This window comes from Marinobacter salinisoli (genome assembly GCF_017301335.1).
Taxonomy (GTDB): domain Bacteria; phylum Pseudomonadota; class Gammaproteobacteria; order Pseudomonadales; family Oleiphilaceae; genus Marinobacter; species Marinobacter salinisoli.
Genome location: NZ_CP071247.1, coordinates 2,667,605 through 2,693,235 on the forward strand (window position 1 = coordinate 2,667,605; position 25,631 = coordinate 2,693,235).

The 25,631-nt window shown below is 56.3% G+C and carries 26 protein-coding genes; 12 read left to right on the forward strand and 14 right to left on the reverse strand.

The features are described from left to right. Nucleotides 1-102 precede the first annotated feature (102 nt). Together LPB19_RS12120 and LPB19_RS12125 are read left to right on the forward strand one after the other, a co-directional pair. A complete protein-coding gene (locus tag LPB19_RS12120; protein WP_206643160.1) occupies nucleotides 103-1,053 on the forward strand; it encodes a peptidoglycan-binding domain-containing protein in 951 nt (316 codons plus the stop codon). A 250-nt stretch (nucleotides 1,054-1,303) separates the two neighbouring features. Beyond that, nucleotides 1,304-2,101 carry a transporter family protein gene (locus LPB19_RS12125; protein ID WP_206643161.1) on the forward strand — a complete coding sequence of 266 codons (798 nt, stop codon included), beginning with the start codon at nucleotides 1,304-1,306 and terminating at the stop codon, nucleotides 2,099-2,101. 9 nt (nucleotides 2,102-2,110) lie between these two features. Here the strand turns inward: LPB19_RS12125 and LPB19_RS12130 are convergent, their stop codons facing one another. Next, nucleotides 2,111-2,704: a hypothetical protein gene (locus LPB19_RS12130; RefSeq protein WP_228289106.1), complete on the reverse strand. Its 594-nt coding sequence runs from the start codon at nucleotides 2,702-2,704 to the stop codon at nucleotides 2,111-2,113. Between the two features lie 519 nt (nucleotides 2,705-3,223). After that, entirely contained in the window at nucleotides 3,224-3,475 is a 252-nt protein-coding gene (locus tag LPB19_RS12135; protein WP_206643162.1) for a YdcH family protein, read from the reverse strand. 163 nt (nucleotides 3,476-3,638) lie between these two features. Here LPB19_RS12135 and LPB19_RS12140 point away from each other — a divergent pair, with 163 nt between their 5' ends. From LPB19_RS12140 to LPB19_RS12160, 5 genes are all read left to right on the forward strand, one after another. Further along, on the forward strand, nucleotides 3,639-4,607 hold the full coding sequence (locus LPB19_RS12140) for a beta-ketoacyl-ACP synthase III (RefSeq protein WP_206643163.1): 969 nt from the start codon (nucleotides 3,639-3,641) through the stop codon (nucleotides 4,605-4,607). A gap of 90 nt (nucleotides 4,608-4,697) precedes the next feature. Then, nucleotides 4,698-4,970: a YebG family protein gene (locus tag LPB19_RS12145; RefSeq protein ID WP_206643164.1), complete on the forward strand. Its 273-nt coding sequence runs from the start codon at nucleotides 4,698-4,700 to the stop codon at nucleotides 4,968-4,970. 126 nt (nucleotides 4,971-5,096) lie between these two features. Continuing rightward, complete coding sequence (locus LPB19_RS12150; protein WP_206643165.1) at nucleotides 5,097-6,578, forward strand: flavin-containing monooxygenase; 1,482 nt, start codon at nucleotides 5,097-5,099, stop codon at nucleotides 6,576-6,578. 94 nt (nucleotides 6,579-6,672) lie between these two features. Continuing rightward, the gene (locus tag LPB19_RS12155; protein WP_206643166.1) at nucleotides 6,673-7,356 is read left to right on the forward strand and encodes a FadR/GntR family transcriptional regulator; all 684 of its coding nucleotides are present in this window, start codon (nucleotides 6,673-6,675) and stop codon (nucleotides 7,354-7,356) included. After that, nucleotides 7,353-8,345, forward strand: a complete 993-nt coding sequence (locus LPB19_RS12160; protein WP_206643167.1) for a bile acid:sodium symporter family protein — start codon at nucleotides 7,353-7,355, stop codon at nucleotides 8,343-8,345. The genes LPB19_RS12155 and LPB19_RS12160 overlap by 4 nt, the downstream gene beginning before the upstream one ends. Here LPB19_RS12160 and LPB19_RS12165 read toward each other — a convergent pair. Continuing rightward, nucleotides 8,342-8,998: a J domain-containing protein gene (locus tag LPB19_RS12165; RefSeq protein ID WP_206643168.1), complete on the reverse strand. Its 657-nt coding sequence runs from the start codon at nucleotides 8,996-8,998 to the stop codon at nucleotides 8,342-8,344. The two genes, LPB19_RS12160 and LPB19_RS12165, sit on opposite strands and share 4 nt — an antisense overlap. Nucleotides 8,999-9,183: 185 nt before the next feature. On the opposite strand from LPB19_RS12165, the gene LPB19_RS12170 reads away from it, so the two are divergent. Genes LPB19_RS12170 through LPB19_RS12180 form a run of 3 tightly spaced genes read left to right on the forward strand, consistent with a single transcriptional unit; the run spans nucleotide 9,184 to nucleotide 14,151 of the window. Then, nucleotides 9,184-11,217 carry a TonB-dependent receptor plug domain-containing protein gene (locus tag LPB19_RS12170; RefSeq protein WP_228289107.1) on the forward strand — a complete coding sequence of 678 codons (2,034 nt, stop codon included), beginning with the start codon at nucleotides 9,184-9,186 and terminating at the stop codon, nucleotides 11,215-11,217. 20 nt (nucleotides 11,218-11,237) lie between these two features. Beyond that, on the forward strand, nucleotides 11,238-12,221 hold the full coding sequence (locus tag LPB19_RS12175; RefSeq protein ID WP_206643170.1) for an ABC transporter substrate-binding protein: 984 nt from the start codon (nucleotides 11,238-11,240) through the stop codon (nucleotides 12,219-12,221). Continuing rightward, complete coding sequence (locus LPB19_RS12180; protein ID WP_228289108.1) at nucleotides 12,211-14,151, forward strand: response regulator; 1,941 nt, start codon at nucleotides 12,211-12,213, stop codon at nucleotides 14,149-14,151. The genes LPB19_RS12175 and LPB19_RS12180 overlap by 11 nt, the downstream gene beginning before the upstream one ends. Nucleotides 14,152-14,186: 35 nt before the next feature. Here LPB19_RS12180 and gorA read toward each other — a convergent pair whose 3' ends face one another. The 11 genes from gorA to gspE are packed head-to-tail and all read right to left on the reverse strand — an operon-like array spanning nucleotide 14,187 to nucleotide 24,050. Continuing rightward, complete coding sequence (gene gorA / locus LPB19_RS12185) at nucleotides 14,187-15,548, reverse strand: glutathione-disulfide reductase (RefSeq protein ID WP_206643171.1); 1,362 nt, start codon at nucleotides 15,546-15,548, stop codon at nucleotides 14,187-14,189. Nucleotides 15,549-15,575: 27 nt separating this feature from the next. Continuing rightward, nucleotides 15,576-16,250 carry a GNAT family N-acetyltransferase gene (locus LPB19_RS12190; protein WP_206643172.1) on the reverse strand — a complete coding sequence of 225 codons (675 nt, stop codon included), beginning with the start codon at nucleotides 16,248-16,250 and terminating at the stop codon, nucleotides 15,576-15,578. Nucleotides 16,251-16,298: 48 nt separating this feature from the next. Next, nucleotides 16,299-16,826 carry a type II secretion system protein GspM gene (gene gspM, locus LPB19_RS12195; protein ID WP_206643173.1) on the reverse strand — a complete coding sequence of 176 codons (528 nt, stop codon included), beginning with the start codon at nucleotides 16,824-16,826 and terminating at the stop codon, nucleotides 16,299-16,301. A 3-nt stretch (nucleotides 16,827-16,829) separates the two neighbouring features. Further along, complete coding sequence (gspL, locus tag LPB19_RS12200) at nucleotides 16,830-18,134, reverse strand: type II secretion system protein GspL (protein WP_206643174.1); 1,305 nt, start codon at nucleotides 18,132-18,134, stop codon at nucleotides 16,830-16,832. Nucleotides 18,135-18,136: 2 nt separating this feature from the next. Next, nucleotides 18,137-19,135, reverse strand: a complete 999-nt coding sequence (gene gspK, locus LPB19_RS12205; RefSeq protein WP_206643175.1) for a type II secretion system minor pseudopilin GspK — start codon at nucleotides 19,133-19,135, stop codon at nucleotides 18,137-18,139. Beyond that, entirely contained in the window at nucleotides 19,135-19,908 is a 774-nt protein-coding gene (gene gspJ, locus LPB19_RS12210; protein ID WP_206643176.1) for a type II secretion system minor pseudopilin GspJ, read from the reverse strand. Before gspJ ends, gspK begins: the two co-directional genes overlap by 1 nt. Then, nucleotides 19,908-20,282 (reverse strand): type II secretion system minor pseudopilin GspI, encoded by a 375-nt coding sequence (gene gspI / locus LPB19_RS12215; RefSeq protein WP_206643177.1) that lies wholly within the window; start codon nucleotides 20,280-20,282, stop codon nucleotides 19,908-19,910. Before gspI ends, gspJ begins: the two co-directional genes overlap by 1 nt. Continuing rightward, nucleotides 20,279-20,806: a type II secretion system minor pseudopilin GspH gene (gene gspH / locus LPB19_RS12220; protein ID WP_206643178.1), complete on the reverse strand. Its 528-nt coding sequence runs from the start codon at nucleotides 20,804-20,806 to the stop codon at nucleotides 20,279-20,281. The genes gspI and gspH overlap by 4 nt, the downstream gene beginning before the upstream one ends. Before the next feature lie 6 nt (nucleotides 20,807-20,812). Beyond that, the gene (gspG, locus tag LPB19_RS12225; RefSeq protein WP_206643179.1) at nucleotides 20,813-21,280 is read right to left on the reverse strand and encodes a type II secretion system major pseudopilin GspG; all 468 of its coding nucleotides are present in this window, start codon (nucleotides 21,278-21,280) and stop codon (nucleotides 20,813-20,815) included. Nucleotides 21,281-21,326: 46 nt separating this feature from the next. After that, nucleotides 21,327-22,538, reverse strand: coding sequence for a type II secretion system inner membrane protein GspF (gene gspF / locus LPB19_RS12230; protein WP_206643180.1), 1,212 nt, complete (start codon nucleotides 22,536-22,538; stop codon nucleotides 21,327-21,329). Nucleotides 22,539-22,541: 3 nt separating this feature from the next. Next, nucleotides 22,542-24,050, reverse strand: a complete 1,509-nt coding sequence (gene gspE, locus LPB19_RS12235) for a type II secretion system ATPase GspE (RefSeq protein WP_206643181.1) — start codon at nucleotides 24,048-24,050, stop codon at nucleotides 22,542-22,544. A gap of 166 nt (nucleotides 24,051-24,216) precedes the next feature. Between gspE and LPB19_RS12240 the strand changes: the two genes are divergently transcribed. Further along, nucleotides 24,217-24,882, forward strand: a complete 666-nt coding sequence (locus tag LPB19_RS12240) for a type II secretion system protein N (protein WP_206643182.1) — start codon at nucleotides 24,217-24,219, stop codon at nucleotides 24,880-24,882. 62 nt (nucleotides 24,883-24,944) lie between these two features. Further along, a complete protein-coding gene (locus LPB19_RS12245) occupies nucleotides 24,945-25,553 on the forward strand; it encodes a transglutaminase-like cysteine peptidase (protein WP_407943961.1) in 609 nt (202 codons plus the stop codon). Nucleotides 25,554-25,631 lie beyond the last annotated feature (78 nt).

A 25,631-nucleotide genomic window follows, 5' to 3' on the forward strand; every position in this document is an offset into this window, starting at 1 on the left:
GTTGTGTTAACCCGTTCAAAGGGTTTTGTCAGGAATGCTGATATGTTGCTGCCATAACTATACGTATTGAAGCGTGAAAATAACGATCAGGGAGAGTACCTCATGGGCTGTTTCAGCTCCGGCATGTTCAGAAACGGTATTGTGTTTTCTTTGGCCATTTCGGCCAGCGCAATAGCTCAGGGCAACAACGTCAAGCTCATTTTTGCGGCTGAAAACGCCCTGTACGGTGCCGGTTATGACATCGGGCAGGCGGATGGCTGGATGGACGATGCGCTTCGTGCAGCCGTCAAGCGCTATCAGGGTCAGAGTCCGGGGCTGACAGCGACAGGCACTCTGGACGCGCAGACTCTCAAGTCGCTGGGCGTTTCAGCGGGTTCGGATAAAAAGGTTTCAGGCAATGACGTTGCTTCACCGGAAGCCGCTTTGGCCGAACTGGGGCTCACCAAAACGAAGACGCGTTCTTCGAAGCAAGTGCGGACTGAATCTCGGCCAGTAGCGAGGACAAAAGACCAGCCCAAGGCAAAGAAACCAGAGGTCGCCGTCAAGCCTGAGCCCAAGGCGGTCCCCGAACCGATTACCAAAGCCGTGAAGGTTGCCGAGACTAAGCCTGATCCGGAAAAACCAGTAAAAGCAGTGGCTAAACCCGCTCAGCCAAAACCTCAGGTGGTCACCAAGGCTGAAACGAAATTGCCTGCCCCAGCCCCTCAACCCGAACCAGTCGTTGCAGTGCCTAAGCCTGCAACTGCTCCCTCAACTGCGGCAGCGCAACAAATTGCTGTCGCGAACCCGGGCCAGCCCGACGCGGCAGATGAGAGTGACGGTGTTGCAACCAAGTCTCGCTATGAGCTGAAAGCCGATGGTACTCAGTCGTCGCTGGAAAAACTGGGCGTCATCACGGGTAATCCGGTTGCGCCCAGCGCCGACGCGACAACAACGGCAGAAACGACCGACGCCAATGGGCCCGAGGAAGATCAGGCCGGTGCTTCAGGAGGGTCCGGCGTATCCAACTTCTTCTCCAACTTGTTCGACTTTCTGTTTGGCTGGATTGTCTAGCCGGCGTCGTCCGTGTTCGTCATTGGCAAGCCTTGTCCGGAGCCACCGGCAAGGCTTTTTTTATGTCTGGTTGTGCGAGTGGTTCCCTGAGTCGCCGCAGATTTCCGTCTTCAGAGTGCACTTCGCCAAGTTGCGTCACGCTTCAGTGGTGCTAACTTTAATTTTGGGTTCCGCCCAACCGCCAAGGCCGCCTGCTCCGGCGGCAAAACTGCTTCCCATACCCTGACACTCACACTGGAAAACATGGCCAATGAAGCTCTCACGACTCGCGGTAATTCCTGCACTGGCACTCTCGGCCGGGCTTTGCAGCGCCCAAGATGCACAAGATCTGGCAAAGGCGCTCGCCAATCCGGTATCGAGTCTGGTGTCGGTTCCGTTTCAGGCCAACTTTGACCGGAACCTGGGCCCGGACGATCGGGGTGACAAATTCACCCTGAACATTCAGCCGGTAATCCCCTTCGCACTGAACGATAACTGGAATCTGATTAGCCGCACCATTCTCCCGGTGGTCGATCAGGATAATGTGTTTGGCCGGTCGGGCTCCCAAACCGGTTTGGGCGACACCGTTCAGAGCCTGTTTTTCTCGCCGGTGGAGCCGACGTCCGGGGGATGGATCTTGGGTGCGGGCCCGGTGTTTCTGATCCCGACAGCCACCGATGATCTGCTCGGCGCCGATCAGTGGGGGGTGGGGCCAACCGGTGTAGCGCTTACCCAGCGAGGCCCGTGGACCGTGGGTAGCCTGGGGAATCATATTTGGTCAGTGGCCGGCGACAGCGACCGCCCGGACATCAGTCAAACCTTTTTGCAACCGTTCGTGTCGTACAACACCCCGACAGCCGTGAGCTACACGATAAATACTGAGGCCACTTATAACTGGAAAACAAAGGACTGGACGGTGCCGATCGGTGCCTTTATTGGCAAGATCTTGGTGGTAGGCGGCCAGTCCTTGCAGGTTCAAGCCGGGCCGCGTTATTACGCGCAGGCCCCGGATTCGGGGCCTGAAGGCTGGGGGGCTCGGTTCGGTGTCGTGCTGATGTTTCCCAAATAACATCACCCGTTACTGGGTGGTGCCCTCCTGGCGTTTCTGGATGTCTTTTTTCGCGTCTTCCAGAAACGACTCCACCGTTTCCCCTGGCAGCAGTAGTTGCTGCTCGATCATGGTGTCCCGCCACTCTGATTCGGCGAAAATGCAGCGATACTGGTCAGGGAATTCGACGTAGAGCTGCTTGAAGTACTCTCGGGCCTGTGCGCGATTGGGCTCCAGTTTTCGCGAATTCAGAACGGCCATGTTGTATAGCGCAGCCGCCCGGACGCTCTCTTTCTGCGTGGGATCGCTGTATATGCCGTTCAGACGATCCATCACTTCGCCGTATCCAGTGAGGCGGTGACGCTTGAGGATTTCCACGGCCGAGCCGATGACTTCGTCCTCACCGTTTGTGCAAGGAGAGTTCGCGTGATCGGCGATGTACCGGTCGACCGCGCGCTCGACCTCGTGCTGGTATTCGTATTTGTTTTTTTGCTCTACCACCGTACCTGTGCCAACGGCTGTTGCGAGGGTTCCCGGCAAGGGAGCGCAAGCGGAGAGCGAGATGGTGAAGAGTGTAAGCAGTGGTAATAGAGTGCGGGGAATCCGAAAGCCGGAATAGCTCATCGTATCAGTCCTTGGGATCGGGGAACGTCCTTTGATCACGGCATTATGACGCACCTGAGTCGAATGGTGCTATGACGTGCCTCTACCAAGTTATCAAAACGTGATGGAAATCAGTTGCTACCAGAAAGGTGCCGAAGAAGCTTTGAACACAGAGGGATGGTTAAAGGGAGGGCTCATAGCCAGCCCGGGGCTCGATTGCCGCCGATGATGGGAATAACCCCGGGCCTCGATCAGTGACTCAGAACTTCCAGAACGGAGTTGAGAGTCTCTGGTGAATCACATCGGGTGAAAAACCGACGTCGTTCAGCAAATGCCGATCCATGGTGCTTACCATACGAACGAAATCACGCTTCATTCGCCATCCTTTATACAGAGTTGTCGCCCGCTTCACTTTCTACCTCCAATCGCCGCTTGGTCGGAAGCTCAAGCAAAATGTTTGAACTCCCTTAATCAATATGCGGCTATTCTAGGCCTGTAAAGCGGGCGACTAAATACCTGAAACCACGTAGAAAAATACCCTTATACGGCGCCTCCGTTCTGGACCAGTGTTTGGTACAGCTCGTCCTTCAGCTCAACCCTTTTCTGCTTCAAACGATGCAATTTGTCGTCACCTATCGGAGAGTCCCGCCGTTCAAGCCCCTCGATTTCCTGATCCAGCTCTGAATACCGCTGTAGTGCTTCACCAAATTTCGGATTGCTGTCTTTCAGTTCCCTGATCAGATCGCTGTACTGAGGAAACTCTTTCTGCAGTTCGTGGCTGGAAATGCCCATTGATGTGCCCTCCTTATGATTCCTGGGTGACGAACTACTGGCCTATTCATAATAGACGAGGGTTGGTAATTCGCTGGCCTTTGACAAACCGCTAATAACACCACCGTCACTACCGGTATAGCATGAGCCCTCAAGACACACTCGGATCATGAGACAGACAATAATGACGTTTGCACGAATTGCCGGAACAGGCTCTTACCTGCCGGAAAACATTGTCACCAACAAAGACCTGGAGCGGCGGGTAGATACCACGGATCAATGGATCCGCGAACGCACGGGCATCGAGCAACGCCATATTGCCGCCGAAGACCAGAGCACGGTTGATCTGGCGGAGCCTGCGTCCCGGCGTGCGCTGGAGGCTGCCGGTATCGATGCCAGCGAGCTCGACCTGATTATTGTTGCCACCACCACCCCGGACAAAATCTTCCCGAGCAGTGCCTGTCTGCTTCAGGCTCGCCTCGGTGTTGGTGGTTGCCCTGCCTTTGATGTCCAGGCGGTCTGCAGTGGTTTTATCTACGCGCTGGCCACCGCCGAAAAATTCATTCGCTCCGGGAGCAGTAAAAAAGCTCTGGTTGTGGGTGCTGAAGTGTTTTCGCGGATTCTTAACTGGGATGACCGCACTACCTGTGTCCTGTTTGGCGACGGCGCCGGAGCGGTGGTTCTGGAAGCCAGTGAAGAGGCCGGTGTCTTGTCGACCCACCTGCATGCCGATGGCAACTACGCGGACCTGCTTCAAGTGCCCTGTGGCATTTCCCATCACTACGAGCAAGTCAAAGCGGGCCAGGCCTTCGTGGAAATGAGGGGTAACGAGGTGTTCAAGGTGGCGGTGAATACCCTCGGCAAAATCGTGGACGAAACTCTTGAGGCCACCCAGATGAGCAAGTCCGACATCGATTGGCTGGTGCCGCATCAGGCCAATCTCAGGATTATTTCCGCCACCGCCAAAAAGCTGGATATGCCGATGGATCAGGTGGTGGTTACTGTTAATCGGCATGGCAACACCTCCGCAGCTTCCATTCCGCTGGCGCTTGATGTGGCCGTTCGGGATGGCCGCATCAAGCGCGGGCAGGTGCTGCTTCTGGAAGCGTTTGGTGGCGGTTTTACCTGGGGGTCTGCGCTCATACGCTATTGATTCGGGGTCATATTCGGTTGCCAGAGTACCGGACTGTTCCGTATACTGTATTTTTATACAGCTTCATTTCGCTCACTGCGAGGAACAACCATGGCGGTACAAGCAGTCTATTTTTCCGATAGGGACGGCCTGGATATGGCACTGAAACATCCTGACACCATGCTTTTCACTTCCAAAGCCGAGGCGGATGCCCGGGATCGCATTTTGGAACTGGCCGAGGAAATCCAGGTCTTCCTCAGTAAGAAAGTGGAAGGGTTAAGTGATGAGCAGGCGGAAGCCTGTGCCATGGCGATCGCGGAAGAGCGCGACCTGTTCCAGAAAGCCCTGAAAAAGCCGGAGCTTCTGAATTCCGCTGAGGGTTAAGGCCGCCCGGCCTGGCGGATTGCCCCTCTCACCTACCCGCCTGTCACCGCTGCCAACCCCGGCATGACAGGCGTGCTTTATACTCAGTGCCATCAGACCACAACAAAAAACAATTGGAACTGAGGCATGTCCGATCGCACCGATTCAAACAGTCCCTCCATCCTGATCATTGGCGCAGGTTTCGGCGGCCTCGGTATGGCCATCACCCTCAAAAAAGCAGGTTTCGAAAACTTTCGCATTCTTGAAAAGGCGGCTGATGTCGGCGGCACCTGGCGCGACAACACCTATCCCGGCGCGGCCTGCGACGTGCAGTCGCATCTTTACTCTTACTCCTTTGAGCCAAAACACGACTGGAGCCGGAAGTTCGGCCATCAGGCTGAAATTCTTGGGTACATGAAGCATTGCGTACTCAAATACGGCCTCTCGAACCATCTCCAGTTCAACAGCGAGATATCGGAAGCCGCGTTTGACGAATCCCATAACCGTTGGCGCGTTGAGTTGACGTGCGGCGAAATCCTGGAAGCCGATGTCCTGATCAGTGCAACCGGACAACTCAACCGGCCGGCCTGGCCTTCGCTGCCCGGAATGGAACGATTTGCCGGCCAGCGGTTCCACTCTGCCCGCTGGGATCATGATTATGATCTGAAAGACAAGCGTGTCGCGGTGATCGGAACCGGAGCAAGTGCGATTCAGTTTGTTCCGGAGATTGCCGGCAAAGTGAAATCCCTGATGCTGTTCCAGCGCTCCGCGCCCTGGGTGCTCCCCAAGCCAGACCGGCCATTTCATTCCTGGGAGCAAAAACTGTTTAGAGCTGTACCGGCCTGGGATCGGCTTTACCGAAGCCTGATTTACTGGAAAAACGAAAGTCGCGCACTGGCGTTCACCAAGTTCAGCTGGTTGCTCGAGGTGTTTGCCTGGCAGGCTCGGCGAGAAGCCCGAAAGCACGTTAGCGACCCGGAAAAGTTCAAGCATGTTATCCCCGATTACCAGATCGGTTGTAAACGGGTATTGATCTCCAATGATTGGTACCCCGCCATCAACCAGCCCAACGTAACGCTGATTACTGAGCGTATCGAGCGAATAAACGACTCCGGCATTGTCACTCGCGGCGGAACCCACCACACGGTTGACGCCATCATCTATGGAACGGGCTTCAAAGCGTCCGAGTTCTTAGCGCCCATCACCATCAGGGGGCGCTCAGGGGTAACCCTTGATGAGGCCTGGACGGGTGGCGCGTCCGCCTTCAAGGGAATCGCTGTAAACGGGTTCCCCAACTTTTTTATGCTGTATGGCCCCAATACCAATCTGGCCCATAACTCCATCATTTTTATGCTCGAGTCTCAGTTTCGCTACATTCTTGACGCCGTCCGGCTGCTGAGCGACAGGCGTGGAACCGCCATGGAAGTACAGGGTCATCAACAGAAGCAGTACGCCTCGGTCATACAAAGTGGCCTTGAGGGCAGTGTCTGGTCGTCTGGTTGTCACTCCTGGTACCTGGATGCGAGCGGAAAAAACACCGTGAACTGGCCCGGGTTTACGTTTACCTACCGCTGGCAAACGCGACGCGTCGATCCCGACGACTACGCTTTTACCGCCCCAACGAACTAAGCCTCAAGGAGTAAGCGCAGCGGCAGGCGCCGGAGCTTGTTGCTCTGTGCATTCAAACATAGGATGATTGGAGGACCAATAACGGGATCATGCTATGTTGAAACCAATCAAGAAAGGCTCGCTGGTGCAGGCGGCCATTGACGGCCTCCGTCAGGCAATTGAATCTGGCTTATGGCCGATTGGCGAAAGGCTCCCGGTTGAATCGGAACTGGCGGAAAAGCTGGGTGTGAGCCGGAATACGGTTCGCGAAGCGGTACGGGTGCTGGCGTACAGTGGCATGCTGGAAACGCGTCAGGGCGATGGCACCTATGTGCGCGCGACCAAGGACAGCGGAGATGCGTTAAAACGCATTTCCGCCTCTGCCCTGGCCGATCAGATGGAAGTTCGTATTATGCTGGAATCAGAAGCGGCTTTTCTGGCGGCTGGACGCCGGAACGCGCAAGATCTCCAGCGGATGTCCGACGCGCTCGACGCCCGCGCGAATGCGGTCGATGATCTCGAGCGCCGGGTTCGGCACGATAAAGCGTTTCACCTTGCGCTCGTAAAATCCGCTCACAACTCGGCGCTTTCGGAGCTTTATACTTTCTTTGCCGACGGCATCACCGAAACCATTCGTCGCACGGAAACCGACCCGGATTTGCCCGAACCCTCCCAGGAAGATCACGAGCTTTTGCTGGCTGCGGTGCGCCGTGGCGATTCAAACAAAGCCCGGCAGTTGGCCGGCAAACTGTTGAATCCCAGCTTGCGTGTCTTGAGAAGCAGAGACGCTGACCAATGAAGCTTCGGCTCGATCGCTTTACCTTGCTATTGCTGGGCGCCATTGTGCTCGCCTCTATTCTACCGGTAACCGGTCGCATCGCCGACTGGGTCAGTACCGGGGGCACTTTGGCCGTGGCGCTGCTGTTCTTCTTCCACGGCGCTGCTCTTTCCCGGGAGCAGATCATTGCCGGTGCGACCCACTGGCGTCTGCACATACTGATCACCACCCTCACCTTCGTCTTTTTTCCGCTGGCGGTTCTGCCTATTAACAGCCTGAATGCCATCGCTCCTTCCTGGATGCCAGCAGACCTGGGGGTTGGGTTCCTTTATCTGGGGGTTCTTCCCTCGGCGGTTTCGTCTTCCATCGCCTACACCGCGATGGCGAAAGGCAATGTGCCGGCGGCCATCTGCAGCGCGGCGGCGTCGAATGTTTTTGGCATGATGCTGACCCCATTTCTGCTGTTATTGCTGGTCAGCACCTCCGGAGGCGGACATTTCTCTGTCGCGGAAGCGCTAAAGGATATTGTTCTGCAGTTGCTTCTGCCGTTCGCGCTGGGGCACGCCGCCCGACCCTGGCTCGGCGGTTACCTGGCACGAAATGAAAGTTTAATGGCCAGATACGATCAGTGCGTTATCTGGTTGATTGTCTATTCCGCGTTCTCTCATTCCGTGGAAAGCGGGCTGTGGGACAAATTGCCGGCCCAAGCCATTGGGCTGACCGTGATTCTTTGCGTCGTCTTGCTTGCGTTGTTTATGCTGCTGGCACGCTTTCTGGTTCGGCGCTTCGGCTTCAGTCTGGAAGACGAGGCCGCTGTGGTATTTTGCGGCTCCAAGAAAAGCCTGGCGTCGGGGTTGCCCATGGCAAAGGTACTGTTTTCCGGGCATCCCGGCTTCGGCATGATTGTTTTGCCGATCATGTGCTACAACCAGATTCAGGTCATCGTAGGGGCGATTCTGGCGCAGAAATACCGGCAGAAAATAGAGTCAGTAGCGGCAGAGCGGCGTTAACCCCCGCCCCCCATTCCACCGAAGAAACTCGTCAGGACGACCAGTGCCACGATCCAGCCAATCACCGCCGGCCAGAAATTGGTCATTTGCGGTGCCTGTTTGGTCTGTTCAGGCGCGGAGTCAGTCGGCTCCTCCTGATGTGCATCCTGAGTTTCGGAAACTTCTCTCAGGCTGAACCAGCCAAACCAATTGCCAATAAACTCCGTAACCGGCGCGGCAAAGTTTCCATTTTCTGCCAACGGACGAAGCTGGGATTCGAGCCGCTGGCCAATAGCTCTGCGCAGCGCCGTCTGATCGGCTGGGGGCTCACACAGAATGGCCTTCCAGACTGCCGCGTCACGAGCCCTGTTCGGGTCGTTGAGCAAGGCTTTCACCTGAATGATGACTTCGCGAACCACCTGTTCGTCCGCTGCGCTCAACACCTCATCCCCCCCGCTTGTCGCGGATACTTCCGGACCTTGGTTGCGCGCCTGCTCTGGCCGTTCATGCACCGGACTCCCTGCAGGCATGGGTTGGCCTGAGGCTTCCCGATAAGCGCTTTCCAGCCGCGAGGCTTCCTCTCCAGAGGCGAACTTCATCTGCTGCTCATAGGCCTCGCGGATGCGTTGTTGATCACCGGTCGGCTCAATGCCCAGAATCTCCCAGCATGTCATGGATCTGTTTTTCTCCCACCACTATGAAATTTCACAATATTTGCAAAGACAAAAGTCTTGGCTTTCCTTAGGATATCCGGGATATTGAAAATAATTTCAAGACTCCGGCACGGCAAATTATCACCAATCCAATGTCTATCAAAACAAAAACAGAAACTGCTCGTTTTTCCCGGTCCGCGCTCTCAGTGGCTATTGCGATCGGATTCGCATCCAGCCAAGTCTGGGCCGATGACAAACTGGCACCCGTTTATCCCAGCCTCATTACGGCTGATGGCGAATTCGCCACACCCACCGAAGTTCTGACCACAACCCGTTTACGCCAATCCAAACTGAAAGTGCCCGGCTCCACGACGGTTATTACCGGAGACATGATTCGCCAGCTCGGCATCATGAACCTGGTCGAGGTCTTTCGTCTTGTACCGGGCATGGTGGTCGGTGAATATGGTAGTAACAATCCGGTAACGAGCTATCACGGTACTTCTCAATACGAACAGCGCCGCCTTCAGGTTCAGATCGATGGCCGAACAGCCTACCGGGCCAGCCTGGCAGACGTGGACTGGATCGCAATGCCGGTAGCGCTCGAGAACATCGAGCGGATTGAGGTAAGCCGGGGGCCAAACTCCGCTGCCTACGGAATCAATGCATTTCTGGGTAGTATCAACATCATTACCCGCTCCCCGGAAGATACAGCAGGCGTTGAACTCTACGGATCAGCCGGTTCCCGCGATCACCTCAGGGCCTTTAGCTCCGTTGGAGACGCCGGACGCGATGGCAGCTGGCGATTATCTTACGAAAAACGGAAATCCGCGGGTTTTGATCGCCAGGTGGATGGCGGTGAACGACTGCCGTTTCATGACGGCTACGACATCAACAATGTCAATCTTGACGGCATTGTGAACTTTAGCAATCTCAGCAACCTTGAATTGCGCGCCGGTGTGCTTGGTGGCGTCAATGAAGAAGATCGCCTGAAAAGCGGAAATTTCGGTGCGATCACCAACCCTGATATCGAGCAGGACAACTATTATCTGCAGGCCCGTTTTAACGGCGCGACCTCCAGCTCACATTTCTATCATCTTCAGGCCAGTTTCCAGAACCGGAAACGCCAGCAAAGCTGGACGATTTCCAGCGCGGATGAGGAGTTTCCGGAGGCCCTGCGACCCCTTCTTGGCGAGGAAGTGTTCTTCGCCGACCTGAACGAAGATGCCACGGAGTCGCGCCTAGAGTTCGAACTGCAGGATACACTGATCCTGGGGTCAACTTTGAAACTGGTATCCGGCCTGGGTTATCGGGAAGACAGGTACGAATCGGAAACCTTCTTCAATGGCACGGGCCATAATTACCAGAGCCGAATATTTGCCAATGCGGAATACTCGCCATTTGAGTGGGTGACCTTCAATGCCGGCGGTAACTGGGAAAAAACTACGACCACCGGTGAGGATTACTTCTCACCCCGCGTCGCCTCCAACTTTATCTTCGGTGACGATCACGTCGTTCGCTTCGTCTTTTCGCGGGCCGTTCGCACCCCCGATGCGTTTGAGCAGGACCCCGACTGGTCATACACGTTCAGAAACGTCTCGGAACCCTACGAATCGCTGGAGGGGCTTCGGATTCCCGCCGTATCACCCAACAACGACCTTAGTGAGGAAAAGATAACGTCGCGGGAAGTCAGCTATTTTGGGCAATTCCACTTTGAGCGCGCACTGATGAGCGTTGAAGTAAGGTATTTCAACGACTATCTTCGGGACATGATCAGCGGTTTCATCAGCCCGGACGAATGGAACCTGGACAATAATGTTGCACTGGAGCAGGAAGGGGTCGAACTGGAGGCTGCACTGCAATTGTCCGGCACGATGCTGAGAGCCACCTACGGCTACCTGGATCAGGAAGGTCGGTATACCGGTGCTCCGGATCAATTCTTCAGTAAGGCTGTCGATTTGCTGGGCCGTCTGTCTGCCCAGCATTCAGGTAGTTTTGCGTGGATTCAGGAGCTCCCCTTTCAGCTGACGTCGTCGGCTGCTTTCTATATGGCAGAAGAAGTGCGGGACACGCGATTCAAACGGGCGGATTTCCGTTTGGCGCGGAAAGTGGATCACCAGAAATACAGTTACATGCTGGCACTGACCCTTCAGCATTATTTGGAGCGGGCGCCCTGGATTAGCCCCGACAACATCATCGCGGATCATAATCAGTACTTCATCGAAGCAGGCATTCGCTTCTAGGCTTTTACCAAGGAACCCAAGTGACCCGGGACGGTAGCAAAGGATTCAGCAGTTCCAAGTCAGACGGTCGATACGCTCGGCCTGTTGTACTTGGCTGGCTTATGTTCCTGCTGGGTTTGCTCGCGCCAGGATGGCTGTGCGCACAACATGCCGATCCGGAGCGAGTCGCCTACTTCGCGGGAACCGGCAATCCTGCCCTCGATCAGCATGTTCAGGACCTTCTGCAGGCCGAACTCGGCGATTCGGTCGTCCTGCAGCCCATTTCGGATGATAACCTGTCCTCTGTTGCCGATGCGCCGGTGGTGGCGCTGGGTCCGTCTGCGTTTTCCAGAGTCCGGCAGGGCAATCGATCAACACCGATTCTTGCCCTGCTTGTTGAAAAGAGCTTTCTGGATGGATTCCAGTCCCCGGGGCAGATTTCGGGTATCTATTTTGATGTCCCGCTGCTCAGGCAGGCACTCACCGGCAAGGTAATTTTACCGCACGCAAATACCGTTTCGCTTCTGGCCACACCGGATTCTGTATTTCGCTATGAGCCCCTGGTTGATGAACTCACAGACTACGGGATGAAGGCCAAAGTTTTCATTGTTGCCAATGAAGAAGAGTTGATCCCCTCACTGGTGCGAGCGCTCGTTTATGGTGATTTTCTGCTTGCCACCCCGGAAGAGGAAATTTACAACCCTCGCACCATCAAGCACGTTCTGCTGACCGCCTACCGACGCAACCGCATTGTCATAGGCCCCAGCCAAGCCTATGTGCGGGCCGGAGCGCTGGCCTCCAGCTATACCCCCTTCCCTGCAATGGCAAGGCACGGGGCGCAATTTTTGCAGCAATATTTTAGAACCGGGGCTTTCCCCGCCCCTGCCTATCCTGACGCCTATGCGGTGGAAGTTAACGAACAGGTGGCCCGTTCCCTCAATATTCCGGTTCCGGAGAACGAGTACATCCGCCAGTCAGTGGAGGATGCCCTGACGGGTGAAGGAGGACTTCAGAGTGAGCAGTAGATCCACGTCGACGCCGGGCTCTTTGTCACGGAAGCTGCTGATCCTGGGAGCACTGCCAGCGACAGTGATGTTTGTTGTTTTAATCGTGTTTTTCACCTCAGCGAGAATTGAGGACGCCCGACGTGAAGTGACAGCCAACGGACAGTTATTGGCCGACAGCCTCTCTCCCGCGCTCGAATACGCCGTCGTTTCAGGCAACACCCGAGCGCTAGAAAATGTGCTCAGCCAGGCGCTCCGACACAGTGCCGCAGCGTGGATTCGGGTGACCGACGTGGTTGGAGAGCAGGTCGGCTTCGCATCCGATGGCCCGCTCGAAGAGCCGGCCAGCTCCGACCAGTATCAGGTTTACAAGGCGGAAATCCTTCAGCAACCTCTGGAGCTCAACTCCGATGATGCGCAGATCTGGTTTGCCCCCGAATATGGCTTTGGAGCCGGTGCCCTGCGTGTGGGCACAGTGGAAGTCGGTGTTGACACCGAGGTCTTCGCGAGCCGGCGACAGGACATCCTGTGGACCTCAATTGCCGTGGGCCTGGCATTACTGTTGTTCACGCTCCTGCTTGCCAGTCACTATCTCAACGTCATCCTGTCACCCATCCGCCAATTATCGGAACGCGTCGCCCGCCTGCTCCAGCGGGATTATTCCGAACACCCCATCCAGCGCTCAGGGAGCTCAGGAGAAGTTGTTGAAATCGAGGAAAACCTGAACCGGCTCGCCTCTCACCTTGCTGAATTGCGCGAGAAGCACGAGTCTGCTCTGGCAGCGTCTGAGGCAGCGCGGCAGCGAACGGATAACGCGAATCAGGCCAAGTCCGAATTCCTTGCCACCATGAGTCACGAACTCCGGACCCCGCTTAATGGCGTACTGGGTATGCTCGAATTGGTGGACGATGAGCCGCTAACCCCTCGTCAGGCTGACTACCTGTCCACGGCGCGCCAATCAACGGAGGACCTGCTGACCGTTATTGGCGACATTCTGGATTACTCTCGTATGGACGGTGGCCATCTTAAGCTCGATCACCAGCCGTTTGACCTTCGTAAGGTGATCAATAACTGCGTTGCAACCTACCGTCACGTTGCCGCAGGCCAGGGCTTGTCACTCAATCTGAGCTTTAGTGGGAGCTGGCCGGCGACCGATCAGGTTCTGGGGGATGCTCCTCGCCTACGCCAGGTTTTGGCAGGTTTGATTGAAAATGCCGTCAAGTACACAAGTGATGGATTCGTCAACGTTCAGGTAAGTTCCTCCCTTCAGAGCGAGCAGTGCATGATCCTGAGCTGTACCGTTACTGACTCCGGTACGGGCCTACCCTCTGAACGGCTGACCGACATCTTCAATTCCGCTGAGCCGGTGGATCAGTCTCATTCGCGCCAGCATGAGGCGACTGGACTCGGTTTGTCGATTACCCAGCGGTTGATCGAGTTGATGGGCGGCCATATCCAGGTGGATTCTGAGCCTGACGGCGGCTCTTCATTCCGCTTTGAGTTGCCCTTTGAGCTCGCTGACCAAGCCACCGCACCACCACTTCGCGCCGTTCGCCCCCCACACGGTGATTCAATTCACGCGCTGGTGGTCGAGGATAATCCGGTCAACCAAAAGGTGGCATCAGCCATGCTCTCTCGGCTTGGGTTCGACACAGACTCGGCCAGCAATGGCAGTGAAGCCTTGGAAAAAATCAAAGGTAATCATGCGGGTTACGACGTAATCTTGATGGACTGTCACATGCCAGTGATGGATGGTTATGAAGCGACGCGTCAGATTCGGGAGTGGGAAAAAGATGTCGGTCAGCATGGCACGCCCATCGTCGCACTGACCGCAGATGTGCTTCCGGAAACCCAGGAGAACTGTCTGAAAAGCGGTATGAACGACTACCTGGCCAAGCCAGTAAAAAGAGAACGCCTTGAAGAAGTGCTCGGCCAGTGGTTCGAGGTGTGAGAACCACTGGCTCGGGCTTTAGAAACCAGTTTCGATCAGGCGACGGGCTCGCGCATGGTAACGAACTCCTCGGCCGAAGTTGGGTGAATTCCCAACGTCGAGTCAAACTGGGCCTTGGTTGCGCCGGCTTTGATCGCCACGGCCAGCCCCTGAATGATTTCCCCCGCGTCCGGGCCAACCATATGGGCGCCCAAAACGCGATCGGTCTGATCATCCACCACCAGTTTCATCAGCGAGCGTTCATCCCGACCACTCAGCGTATGCCTCATGGGGCGAAATTCCGATCGGTACAGCCGGATCTCGTGCCCGGCTTGTCTGGCCTCTTCTTCGGTTAGGCCGACCGTTCCGATATTTGGATGGCAAAAGACCGCCGTGGGTATGGCGCTGTAATCCATCTCGCCCTGGCCGTCTCCGAACAATCGACGCGACAAAACCATGCCTTGCGCCAAAGCAACTGGCGTCAACTGGGGGGTGCCGATGACGTCCCCCAGCGCGTAAATACCCGGTACCGAAGTCTGGAAATGCTCGTCCACGGCGACGTTTCCGGCCGCATCCAGCTTTACGCCCACTTCGTCCAGTCCCATGCCGTCGGTCAAGGCTTTGCGTCCCGTAGCCGCCATGACCAGTCCGGTTTCCAGACTTTCGCCATTGCTGAGATTCAAGCGATAGTGCGTGCCCTTGGTTTCAACCGAATTAATGGTGACACCGAAGCGAAGCTGAACACCCTTCTTGGCGATTTCCTGTTTGGTAAACTGCCGAATGTCATCGTCGAATCCGCGCAAGAACAGATCACCACGGTAGATTAATGTGGTCTCTACCCCCAGACCGGCGAGAATTCCGGCAAACTCTACCGCGATGTAACCACCACCCCAGACCACGGCCTGCTTGGGCAGCTGAGGCAGATAGAACATGTCATTGGACGTGAGAATGCAGTCCTTACCGGGAATGTCCGGAACCACGGGCCAGCTTCCGGTGGCAATAGTAATGTGCCTGGTCGTGTAGGAGTGCCCCCCCACAACCACGGTATTCGCATCTTTAAGGCTTGCCGTGCCGTGGATAATAGTCACGCCGGCATTGGTGAGCATTCGATCGTAGATTCCGTTGAGCCGCTCAATCTCCGTATTTTTATTCGCCACCAGCGTCGGCCAGTCGAACTCCACCTTATCCATCGGAACGTGCCAGCCGTAGCCCGCCGCATTCTCGATATCTTCCTGCACGTGCGAGCCATAAACGAACAGCTTTTTTGGCACACATCCGACGTTGACGCAGGTTCCGCCCAGTTGCCTGGACTCAACCACCGCCACACGCGCACCACGCTGGGCTGACATTCGCGCCAAGCGCACGCCGCCGGATCCGGCGCCAATTACGATGAGATCAAACTGCGGGTTATCAGACACGGCATCTCCTGTGTTGACTGCGGACACTTAGTTCTCCTGCTGTGCTGCCGTTTCTTTGGTTTCGGGATGCACTTCCCTGAACAGGACGTGATCTTCGAAGTTGCCCAGGCGAATCTTACCGAGGCTTCGGAAGCCTTCAGATTCATAGAACGGCAGGTAGCGACTGTTGCCCGTATCCAGAACGATCCCACTACCCCTGGGATTCTCCGCGCACAGCTTTTCAACGGTTTTGAGCAACAAACGCCCGTAGCCACGGTTTTGATGTTTGGGTTGAACGCCCATTAACGGAAGTTGATGGGCCAGGGGTTGAGGCAGCATTTCGCGAATTTTTTCATGGTAGTCCAGGTAGCGGCGGGTCGCTGCGAACCCGGTTGTCAGTACCATTCGGATGCGCCAGCTTAACTGATCGGCAAGGTTCATGCGAAGTTCGGGGTCACCGATAAAGGCAACGGCAACCAGGACATCGTCGGCCATTATTCCGATGGCTTCCTGGTCCAGGCTAAAGTACAGATCAATCAGTTCGCGAATCGTCGCCCTGACACGTTGCTCGTATCCGGGCCGACGATGATCGAACAAATACTGGAAGGTGGGCTCATCGCGGTAAGCATGGAAGAGAATGGACCTGGCCTCATTGGCGGCGGTCTCATCCAGGCGAACAACAACAGGCTCTGGCGTTTGGTTCTCGTTTTTCACCTTGCTCATCCGCTTCCCCTTTTTTCTTACCAGGACTGGCTCACCCCGGCTTCAAGGTCAGATTGTCAGCGTAAGCCGAACAGAGACGCGTCCGGGTTCGTCAGACCGATCCATCGCCGCCTGATCCACAATAACTGCATGCCCGGTATTCAGGCGCTCCAGCCAGGCCGCCACCTCCGCAAAGGGGGCATCCTCCAGCCAAACCCGAATGCTATTTTGCCCACTCGGTTCAAAACGCTGTAACGATAACCCGGCCTCGCGCGCAGACCCGGTCACCAGCGCCATCAGAGCGCGTCCGTCAGCCACGGCAACCGCACCCTCGCCCTGTTCACCATCCGAGCCTCCCAGGCGTTTGATCGTGGCTTCGTTGGCCTTCATCCAGGCCAGCAAATCAGCCGAGTTCTCGTGGTTGGCGACAGCGCGATCGTGGAAGTCCGAAGCCGGCTGCCACACCAGGAAATACAACACGCCTAGCACAATCGCTATCGACAGCACCATAAGGGCTTGTTGGTCCCTGCGGGGCATTTGGTCGTATTGTGCGATCAGTTTGCCAACGGCCGGCTGTTCTTTAATTTTTCCCAACATGGCTTAGCCTCCGGACACAGTGAGACGGCCGCGCGCGCCATCGGATTCATTCACAACGGACCCGATCTGTGCTTCCAGACCCTGATTGGACAGGCCATTGCGCAGTGCGCTCAGTCGATCGTAGCTGTCGGCGCGAACGTCTACCACCAGTTCCCCGCGGGAGCGACTGAAGTTGACCGAGTTGAAACGAACCGAACCCGGAGATGGCAGTTCCGAATATTCCTGGCCGGTGTATTTCATAAGGGTGATGAAATCCAATGCTGGCCCCTCCGCTCCGGCCGTTCTCAGCTGTCCCTCGATGACTCGCCGTACATTGCCGGCATGGGTCCGACGGTCGCCGGGGAAGGCCTCGCGGTAGATCGACATCGCCTGATCCTTGAGTTTGCTGGCCTCGCGCTCATGGTAGTAGCCCATGCCAATCTCAAGGGCGACCTGAAGACCAAACCAGACCGCCGCGACGGCAATCAGTGGTTTCCATGGTTTAAAACGACTGGCTTGACCGGACTTCGGATTGAAGGCGCCCTGACAAAGATTGATCGGATGGGAAAGATGGTGGTGGTGGCTATGCGCCAGCAGCTCCAGTGGCGTAACTTCCAGACTCTCCTGCCGAACCGCCATGCGCCCCTCAGCCTTGAGCTCGCTGATAACCGGCTGCTGGAAGCTGAAGTCGTCCTCGGTGCCGTAAAGCGAAACAGGCACTTCTGCGACCACCTCCTCACTGGGTGGCAGCGCCAGGGTTTTGGCAAACATTCCCAGGTTTGAGGCCTGAACGCTGAACCATTCTTCACGCTCATTCATTAACAGAGCGGCGTCTCCATCAAGACAAATCGACCAGCCGCCCTCGGTAACCGGGAGCAGAGACGCATCCGGATACAGGGCGTCCAGCCGGACATGATCCCAGTTTCGGAATAGCGCCACCCACTGCTGCATGCGCTCATCATCTACCGCAGCGACACGGTAGCCGGCCTCGGTACGTGGGCCGAGCGCCAGGTGAACCGTATCGATGTCCTGGGCAATCTGCTCTTCCACGGCAAACGGCAACGCCTGCTGGATGAACCGGCTTTGCTTGGCGGGAATGTCGGCGACACAGAACAAAACTTCCTCGCCGGGAATCAGGCCAATCAGTAAAACGTTATCCAGCGCATTCTGGGCCAGCGTGTGTTCGATGGTTTCCCGGGTATCAGCCGTTCCACGAGCCTGGGTGTCGCCACTTGCATCCTGCAGGGCCCAGCTGAACAACTGGGCTTCGGGGCTTTGTCTCAAGTCGGCCAAAGGAGCAACGGGCCGCACGTATAAACGATAAGACATGGTTATCCTTCTGAAAAATTGACAGGCTCTTTGGTAAGCCGGTTTTTCTGGCCGGTGTCACGAGCCACGGTTTGCATCTCCCCTTCCGAATTCCGGTAAACCGTGCTCACCATGTTCACGACCCGGTTATCGTAGGTAATCCGGGAGACAACCTCAAAAAAACGCGTTCTGAGAACCAGTCCCGATGCGTTCAGGCCAAGCCCGGCAAATTCGGGCAGCGCCAGGAAATCCTGAATTTCAGTGAACGGTTCTTCCTGACGTTTTTCGACAACAGTCTCAGCGCTGCGGGCAGTCACCTCTTCGTGCAGGGATCGCAAGACCTCTGCCGAGGCAGTATTTACGTTAATGCCCAACCCAGAAACCGGAAGTGCCGCGACATGGGGTTTCAGTTTCTGGTAAATCTCTTCGGTCATACTGTCAATGAGGCGCAACTCCGACACACTGACGAAAGGCTGATTAGCCGCCCGGTAACCCGGCTCGGCGGTCAGGTACTGACCATCTTCAGCACCGTATGCACTGACGGTTTGGTCATTGCTGTCGACCCAGTCAATCAGTGTGTCGACATTGACTGCCGTGATATCCAGCGCTGCCAGCAGTCGCGTCATTCGCTCCTTGGCCAGCGGGTCAACTTCACCGTTATCAGTGATCAGGTCGTTCAGATTGAAACGACCGCCGAGATCGTCGATCTGGACTTCCACCACACCTATGTTGTCGTCCAATGGCAGTATGGCCGAATTTTTCGCCCAAAACTCATCCAACGTATCGACAAACTCGTTATCTTCTTTGTCTTGCTCGAAGTCCCGAAACAGAATCTGTCGGGCAAAAGCCTCAGCTCCCAGAGCAATACTGGTGCCTTGCTGCTGAGCAAGGTAATGCCCGGCTTTGAATACTCTTATGCTTTGCTGCTGCGTCATGCCGGCTGAGAGCATAACGACCAGGGCCATCGCGAGGAGCACCATGATCAGAGCGATGCCCTGCTGGTTCCGTCCAAGGATCCTCATCAGCCAGCCCCTCCCGGTTGCCCGGCGCTGGGATCCGGTTCTGGTTCGCCCTCGGTGCCCTCGTCATCTTCCGCCGGCTGTTCTGCCGCCTGATTTGCCTGATTCAGCCTGCCTTGAGCGGTTGCAAAATCGAAGTCAGGCAGCACGAACGTGCGAACCAGTCTACCGAAACGCTCATGCTCAAGAGTTATTTCAATGCCGATGGGTAATGGGATATCCGGCCTCGCTGATGGGTCCAGTCCGGCAAGAATCTCATCCGTGGGCCACTCCGCACGCCACGCCCGATCCTCTCCCATCAAGCGAACGTCAAAAGCCTTCACATCCTCCAGTAGCAGCACTTCGGTACCAGCGTCTTCCTGTCCCTGATCAACCGTTGGCCAGAACCGGCGCCTCAGTTCGTCACCCGTGTACTCCCACGCGACCCTTTGTAATTCGCTTCGACGAATTCCTAGAGGGTTTCGCCAGCCCTGTCGTGTCAGCACGAGCGCGAAGTCTTCCTGGCGGGTTGTGAGCGAGGCCTGGAAGTCGCCGTATACATCCCTCGAAGGTCGATTAACCAGTTGGGTAAGGTCTCGCTCTAACAGCAGTATTGTGCGTTGCAGGTTGTCGAAACGTTGCGCCAGCTCGTTTACCCGCTCACGGGAAGTCACGATTCCGTTCAATACCTGCCACACCCCCAGCCCGATAACCGCGGTAATGGTCACCGCGATCAGCACTTCCATAAGGGTAAAGCCGCGCTGACGTCCTACTGACAGACCGAAGCGATGCTGCATCAATGCTCCCCCAAAAACGCCATCAGCGTATGGATAGGAGCAGGTTCAGTGCCCGCATCCCGGTAGCGCGCAACGACAACCTCGACGCGACGAATGGACGGGTCTTCAGTAGCGAGAACTCGGGTGGTTACCTGCCACTCATAGGGACCGTAATCAAGGTCCTGAGCGTTTTCCGAAATCCCCGGCAAGTCTTCCTGTAGCCGAAGTTGACTAATCCGGTTGTCGGCCAGCCAGGCCGCGAGTGTTTTGTCTCGGATGCGTTCGAAACTGCTGATGTATTGCCCGCCCACATCCGCGGCTGCCGTCGCAACCAAGGCAAACACCAGCAGTGCGACGAGCACCTCGATCAGTGTAAAACCCGCTTGTCGCTTCACGGCTCATCCTCGTCACCGGGCCTGCGCCATTCGATTGGTGATACACCATCCGACGCCAGCACGTGGAGGTAATCTGCGTCTCTGCCAATGTTGAATTCGAGCTCGAATGGCGTCGTTTCACCACTGGAAAAGAACACAACGTCGGGACGCACCTTGTCTTCCCCGGAAGAAAGCCTCGGGGCGTCGCTCTCAATGTATTCGGTTACGACTAGCCACTCCGGGAAAGATCGCGAGCGAAACATTCGTTCCTCAGACGGCGCCCATTCCTGGGATTCGTCCTCGTAAACCAGGAACTGATAACCGTCCGCTTCAAGTTGCAGGCCTACTTCGGAATTATTGAAAACCGCCTGCTCGGCTGCCGTCTGCATCAGCAAGTACAGCTCCCGTACTTCGCCCTCGAGCTCTCGCTGCTGAGAGCCCCCGCCAAGCGTCATGACAGCCAGTGATGCCAGTAGCCCTACGACAACGAGGACTACCAGTATCTCAATCAGTGTGAAGCCCTTTGGTAGCCTCCTCGGCTGCACAAGCGTTTATTCCTTGGTTTCCCAGACGCTGATATCTTCGGCATCTCCGTCACCGCCTTCCTGGCCATCGGCGCCGAACGAATACAGATCGTAAGGGCCTTCAGTGCCCGGGCTGACGTACTGGTATTCGGTACCCCACGGATCTTCGGGGACGCTCTTCAGGTAGCCGTCCGGGTTCCAGTTTTTTGGCTCCGGGCTGCCACTGGGCTTGGTTACCAGTGCCTCAAGACCCTGCTGTGTTGACGGGTACTGGCTGTTATCCAGGCGATACAGGTCGAGGGCGTTTGCGATGTTGCTCAGTTGTGTTTCGGCCACCGTGACTTTCGCCTGGTCGCTTCGCCCCATGATGTTGGGTGCGACGATGGCGACCAGAAGGCCGAGAATGACCATGACCACCATGATTTCGATCAGCGTGAAGCCGCCCTGACGGCCACGGGCTTGGGATTTGTGGTGTGTCACTGTTGCATTTGTCATTGCTTTGGGGTCCTTTTTTTTGCATGGAGGGATGGCGTGCCGCGCCCTAACCCACCAGGTTGCTCATGTTGAGTATCGGAAGCATGATGGCCAGCACAATGATCAGAACCACCACACCCATTACCAGTAGCATCAGGGGCTCGAACAGCCCAACGATTGCCGCTATTTTGGACTGCAAGGTGTTTTCTTGCATCCTCGCTGTCCGCTCAAGCATGCTATCCAGTTCACCACTGGCCTCCCCGCTGGCAATCATGTGCAGCATCATGGGGGGAAAGTAGCCGGTCTGATCCAGTGAGCGGTGCAAGGAACCGCCCTCGCTAACCGTCTTGGCCGCTGACCGGAGTTCAGCGCGCAGAAAGTCGTTGGACAAGACTTCACCGGCGATACGCATTGCTTCCACGAGTGGTACACCGCTTGTCGTCAAAATGCTCAGTGTGCTGGCGTAGCGAGCGGTATTCACCCCGCGTACCATTCCGGAAAACAGAGGCATGTGAAGTAGGCTCTTGTGGAACCGTTCCCGGAACGCGGGTTTTCGCAACGCAATTCGAAAGGCTATAAACGCGATAACCAGCAAGATCAGAAGGTAGATTCCGTAGTCCGCCAGGAATTCCGAGACCGAGAGCATGGCCATGGTAAGCGCCGGCAATTCCTGCCCCTGCCTGAGGAATACGTCGATGATGTCAGGGACCACGTAGGTCAGCAGGAAAACGACAATCGCGATGGCCACGAAACTGAGGATGATCGGGTAAATGGCGGCGAGCTGAATTTTCTGCCGGGCTTCCTGCCTTCCCTCGGTGTAATCCGCCAGCCGGTTCAGAACCAGATCCAGATGTCCGGCGTGTTCACCAGCTGCCACGGTTGAGCGATACAGCCTTGGAAACGCCCGGGGGAACTCGCCCAGGCTTTCGGCAAGGCTATAGCCTTCCATTACCTTGGCGCGAATCGCAATAAGCATGCTTCGGATGCGGGGTTTGCTTGACTGCTGTGCCGCCGCCGACAGCGCCTGTTCGATGGGAATGCCGGACTGGATGAGGGTGGCCAACTGGCGGGTAACCAGAGCCAGATCAGCGGCAGCAAGACTGCCCCGGCTGCTCAGCGGATTGCTGCGCGCCTGTTTCTGAACGGCCGGTTCCACTGAGAGCGGTGTAAGACCTTTTTCCCGCAGTTGCTGTCGCACAGCACGCGCGGCATCACCCTCCAGAACCCCCTGTTTTTGTTTGCCGCGGGAATCGAGCGCCTTGTATTCGAATGCGGGCATGGCTTATTGGCTCCGGTGGGTGACGCGCAAGACCTCTTCCACGGTGGTCACCCCCTCCAGAATCTTCCGTACGCCGTCCGCATGAATGCTGGGCCCACGTTTGCGCGCCTCGTGTTCCAGTTCCAGTTCCCCCGCACGTCTGTGAATCAGCGCCCGAACCTCGTCGGTCACTTCCACTACCTCGTAGATGCCGATACGTCCGCGGTAGCCGAGCTCATTGCAGTGTTCGCAGCCTTTGGCCCGATAGATCTGCGGAGGCATTTCAGGATCCAGTTGCAGGAATTCGCAGTGCTCGCGAGTCGGCGTGTAGGGCTCCCGGCATTCTTTGCAGAGCACCCGGACCAATCGCTGCGCGACAATGCCCACCAAAGAGGATGAAATCAGGAAGGGTTCGATGCCCATATCCATCAAGCGCGTGATGGCACCGACGGCGGAATTGGTATGCAACGTAGATAACACCAGGTGGCCCGTTAAACTGGCCTGAACCGCGATTTCACCGGTTTCAAGGTCGCGAATTTCCCCGATCATCACCACATCCGGGTCTTGACGCAGGATGGCCCGAAGGCCGCGCGCGAAGGTCATATCGACCTTCGGATTCACCTGGGTCTGCCCTATGCCCGGCAGGTCATACTCGATCGGATCTTCGACGGTGAGAATATTTCTGGTACGGTCGTTGATCTCCTGCAACGACGCATACAACGTGGTGGACTTACCAGAACCGGTTGGCCCTGTGACCAGCAGGATCCCGTAAGGCCGCTGAATCAGTTTGCGCAAAACCTTGAGGTCTTCGCCGGTCATCCCCAGCGACTCCAGCCGGATTGCGCCTGCCTGTTTATCCAGAAGACGGAGAACGACCCGCTCACCATTCGAGGACGGCATGGTGGACACCCGGATATCCACTTCACGGCCCGCCACTCTCAGCGCAATACGGCCATCCTGGGGCACCCGCTTCTCAGCGATATCCAGTTTCGCCATGACTTTGATACGGGAAACAAGAAGAGGCGCCAGCGCACGCTTGGGCTGAACCACTTCCCTGAGAACCCCATCGACCCGGAACCGGACAACCAGCCGCTTCTCGTAGGTTTCGATATGAACGTCCGATGCACTGCTTTTGACCGCTTCGGTCAGGATTGCGTTGATCAATCGTATGATCGGAGCGTCGTCTTCCTGTTCCAGGAGGTCTTCGGTTTCGGGAACCGACTCCGCCAGGGAGGCCAGATCCATATCGTCACCGATGCCTTCGACCATCTGCATGGCTTCTGCCGAATCGTTCTGGTAGGCAATGTTCAGGGCGTGATCAAAGCGGTCGGGATCAATGGTCGAGAACTGCGCCCGACCACCACTGACCCGGTTGGCTTCGGCCAGTGCGGAGTGGGAAGCACCCGGCCTGACGAGAATGACCGGTTCGCCCTCTTCCGAGCGTGTCAGGATGACACCATTGCGCTTGGCAAAGGTGAAAGGAAGACGGCCGAGAGGAGCATCCTGCTGCTGGGTGTCGGTTTCAGTAGTCAAGGTCTTCCCCGTTTACAAAAATCTTTTGGGATTCAAATAATTCAGAAAGGCTACCACAGGAATGGGAACCGCTGAACAACTCTATACACTATACTGCGATTTATGTTTTGCAGTCTGATAACCTGTGAGCCTTTTACAGGTGAATCGCATTATTCCAGGATAATCAATGCCCTTACACAACGAACGACTCCCGCTTCTGTTAGCTGTTATCGCGGGCGCCGCCATGGTCATTGTGACCGCCTGGCAGGCGTATAGTTTCTGGCAATCCAGCCAGCAGACGGTTACCAGTCCGAGCCAGCAGGAAAGCATAAATGCAGGCTCCGAAGCCCGCCAGCGCCCGGAGGTAAACCTGGGTTCACTGGAGTTTTTCGGAACAGCCTCCAAGGACGGCGAAGCAAAAGCGGTTAGCACCGAGAATCTGCCAAAAACCAATCTTCGCCTGTTTCTTCGCGGTGTGCTGGCCGCGGAAGGCGAGTTCCCCGGCAGTGCGTTGATCGAAGACCAGAAAGGCAACACGGATGCTTACCTGGTGGGCGATGAACTTCCCGGCAACGCGACACTGCGCTCCGTGCATCCGAATCGCGTCATTATTGAGCGCAGCGGAAAACTCGAAAACCTCTTCTTCCCTGAGGATGACAACCGTTCAGGACTCTCTGTCGCAGCCAACAGCGACACACGCTCCTCACCCTCACCCTCATCGCGATCATCCACGAGTCGTTCCCAGCCTGCCTCGCAGTCAGGCAGCTCCGGACAGAACGACGAAGCGAGACGTGAAGAAATCCGGCGCCGCCTGGAACAATTGCGGGAGCGGCTGCGGAATAACAGTAACTGAGGCGTCGGATGATCACGGCTGCCCCCGCTCCCCGCCGCCGTGCCAGACTGGTTCCAGTGCTCATGATGTTTGCAGCGCTGGCTGGGGCAATTGAGCTCAGCTCCCGGCTCATGGATTACGTACAAAATGAGTTCGGGGCGGAGGCCTATGAACGCCTGGAAAACTGGCAGCGCCTGCATAGCCTTGCCAAGAATGCGCCAATCAAACGACAGCTGAAACTGGTCAACACGTTCTTCAATCGGGTCCGGTTCATTAATGACATCCATCACTGGGGCGAGGAAGACTACTGGGCGACACCGATCGAATTACTGACAACCAATGGCGGCGATTGCGAAGACTTTTCCATCGCAAAATACCTCACACTCAAGGCCATGGGCGTTCCGGATGCCCAGCTCCGAATTGTTTACGTGAAAGCGCTGGAGCTGAATCAGGCTCATATGGTCTTGGCCTGGTACGAACACCCGGAAGACGATCCACTGATCCTCGATAACCTTATAAACGACATCAAGCCAGCCTCTCAAAGAACTGATTTAGAACCCGTTTATAGCTTTAACGGTGACGGTCTTTGGTTGACGAAGTCTGGCGGCAGAAACGAACGGATTGGGGAGCCGGAAAAGCTGAAGCGATGGCAGGCGCTCAACGAAAGGCTTACAGAATCGTTGAATCTCTGAGTGTTCGGGCAAGACAGTGGGTAAGTTGCCTCCCCCGGCCGAAAAGACTGCCGAGGGAGGGCGGCATGTTAAATGACG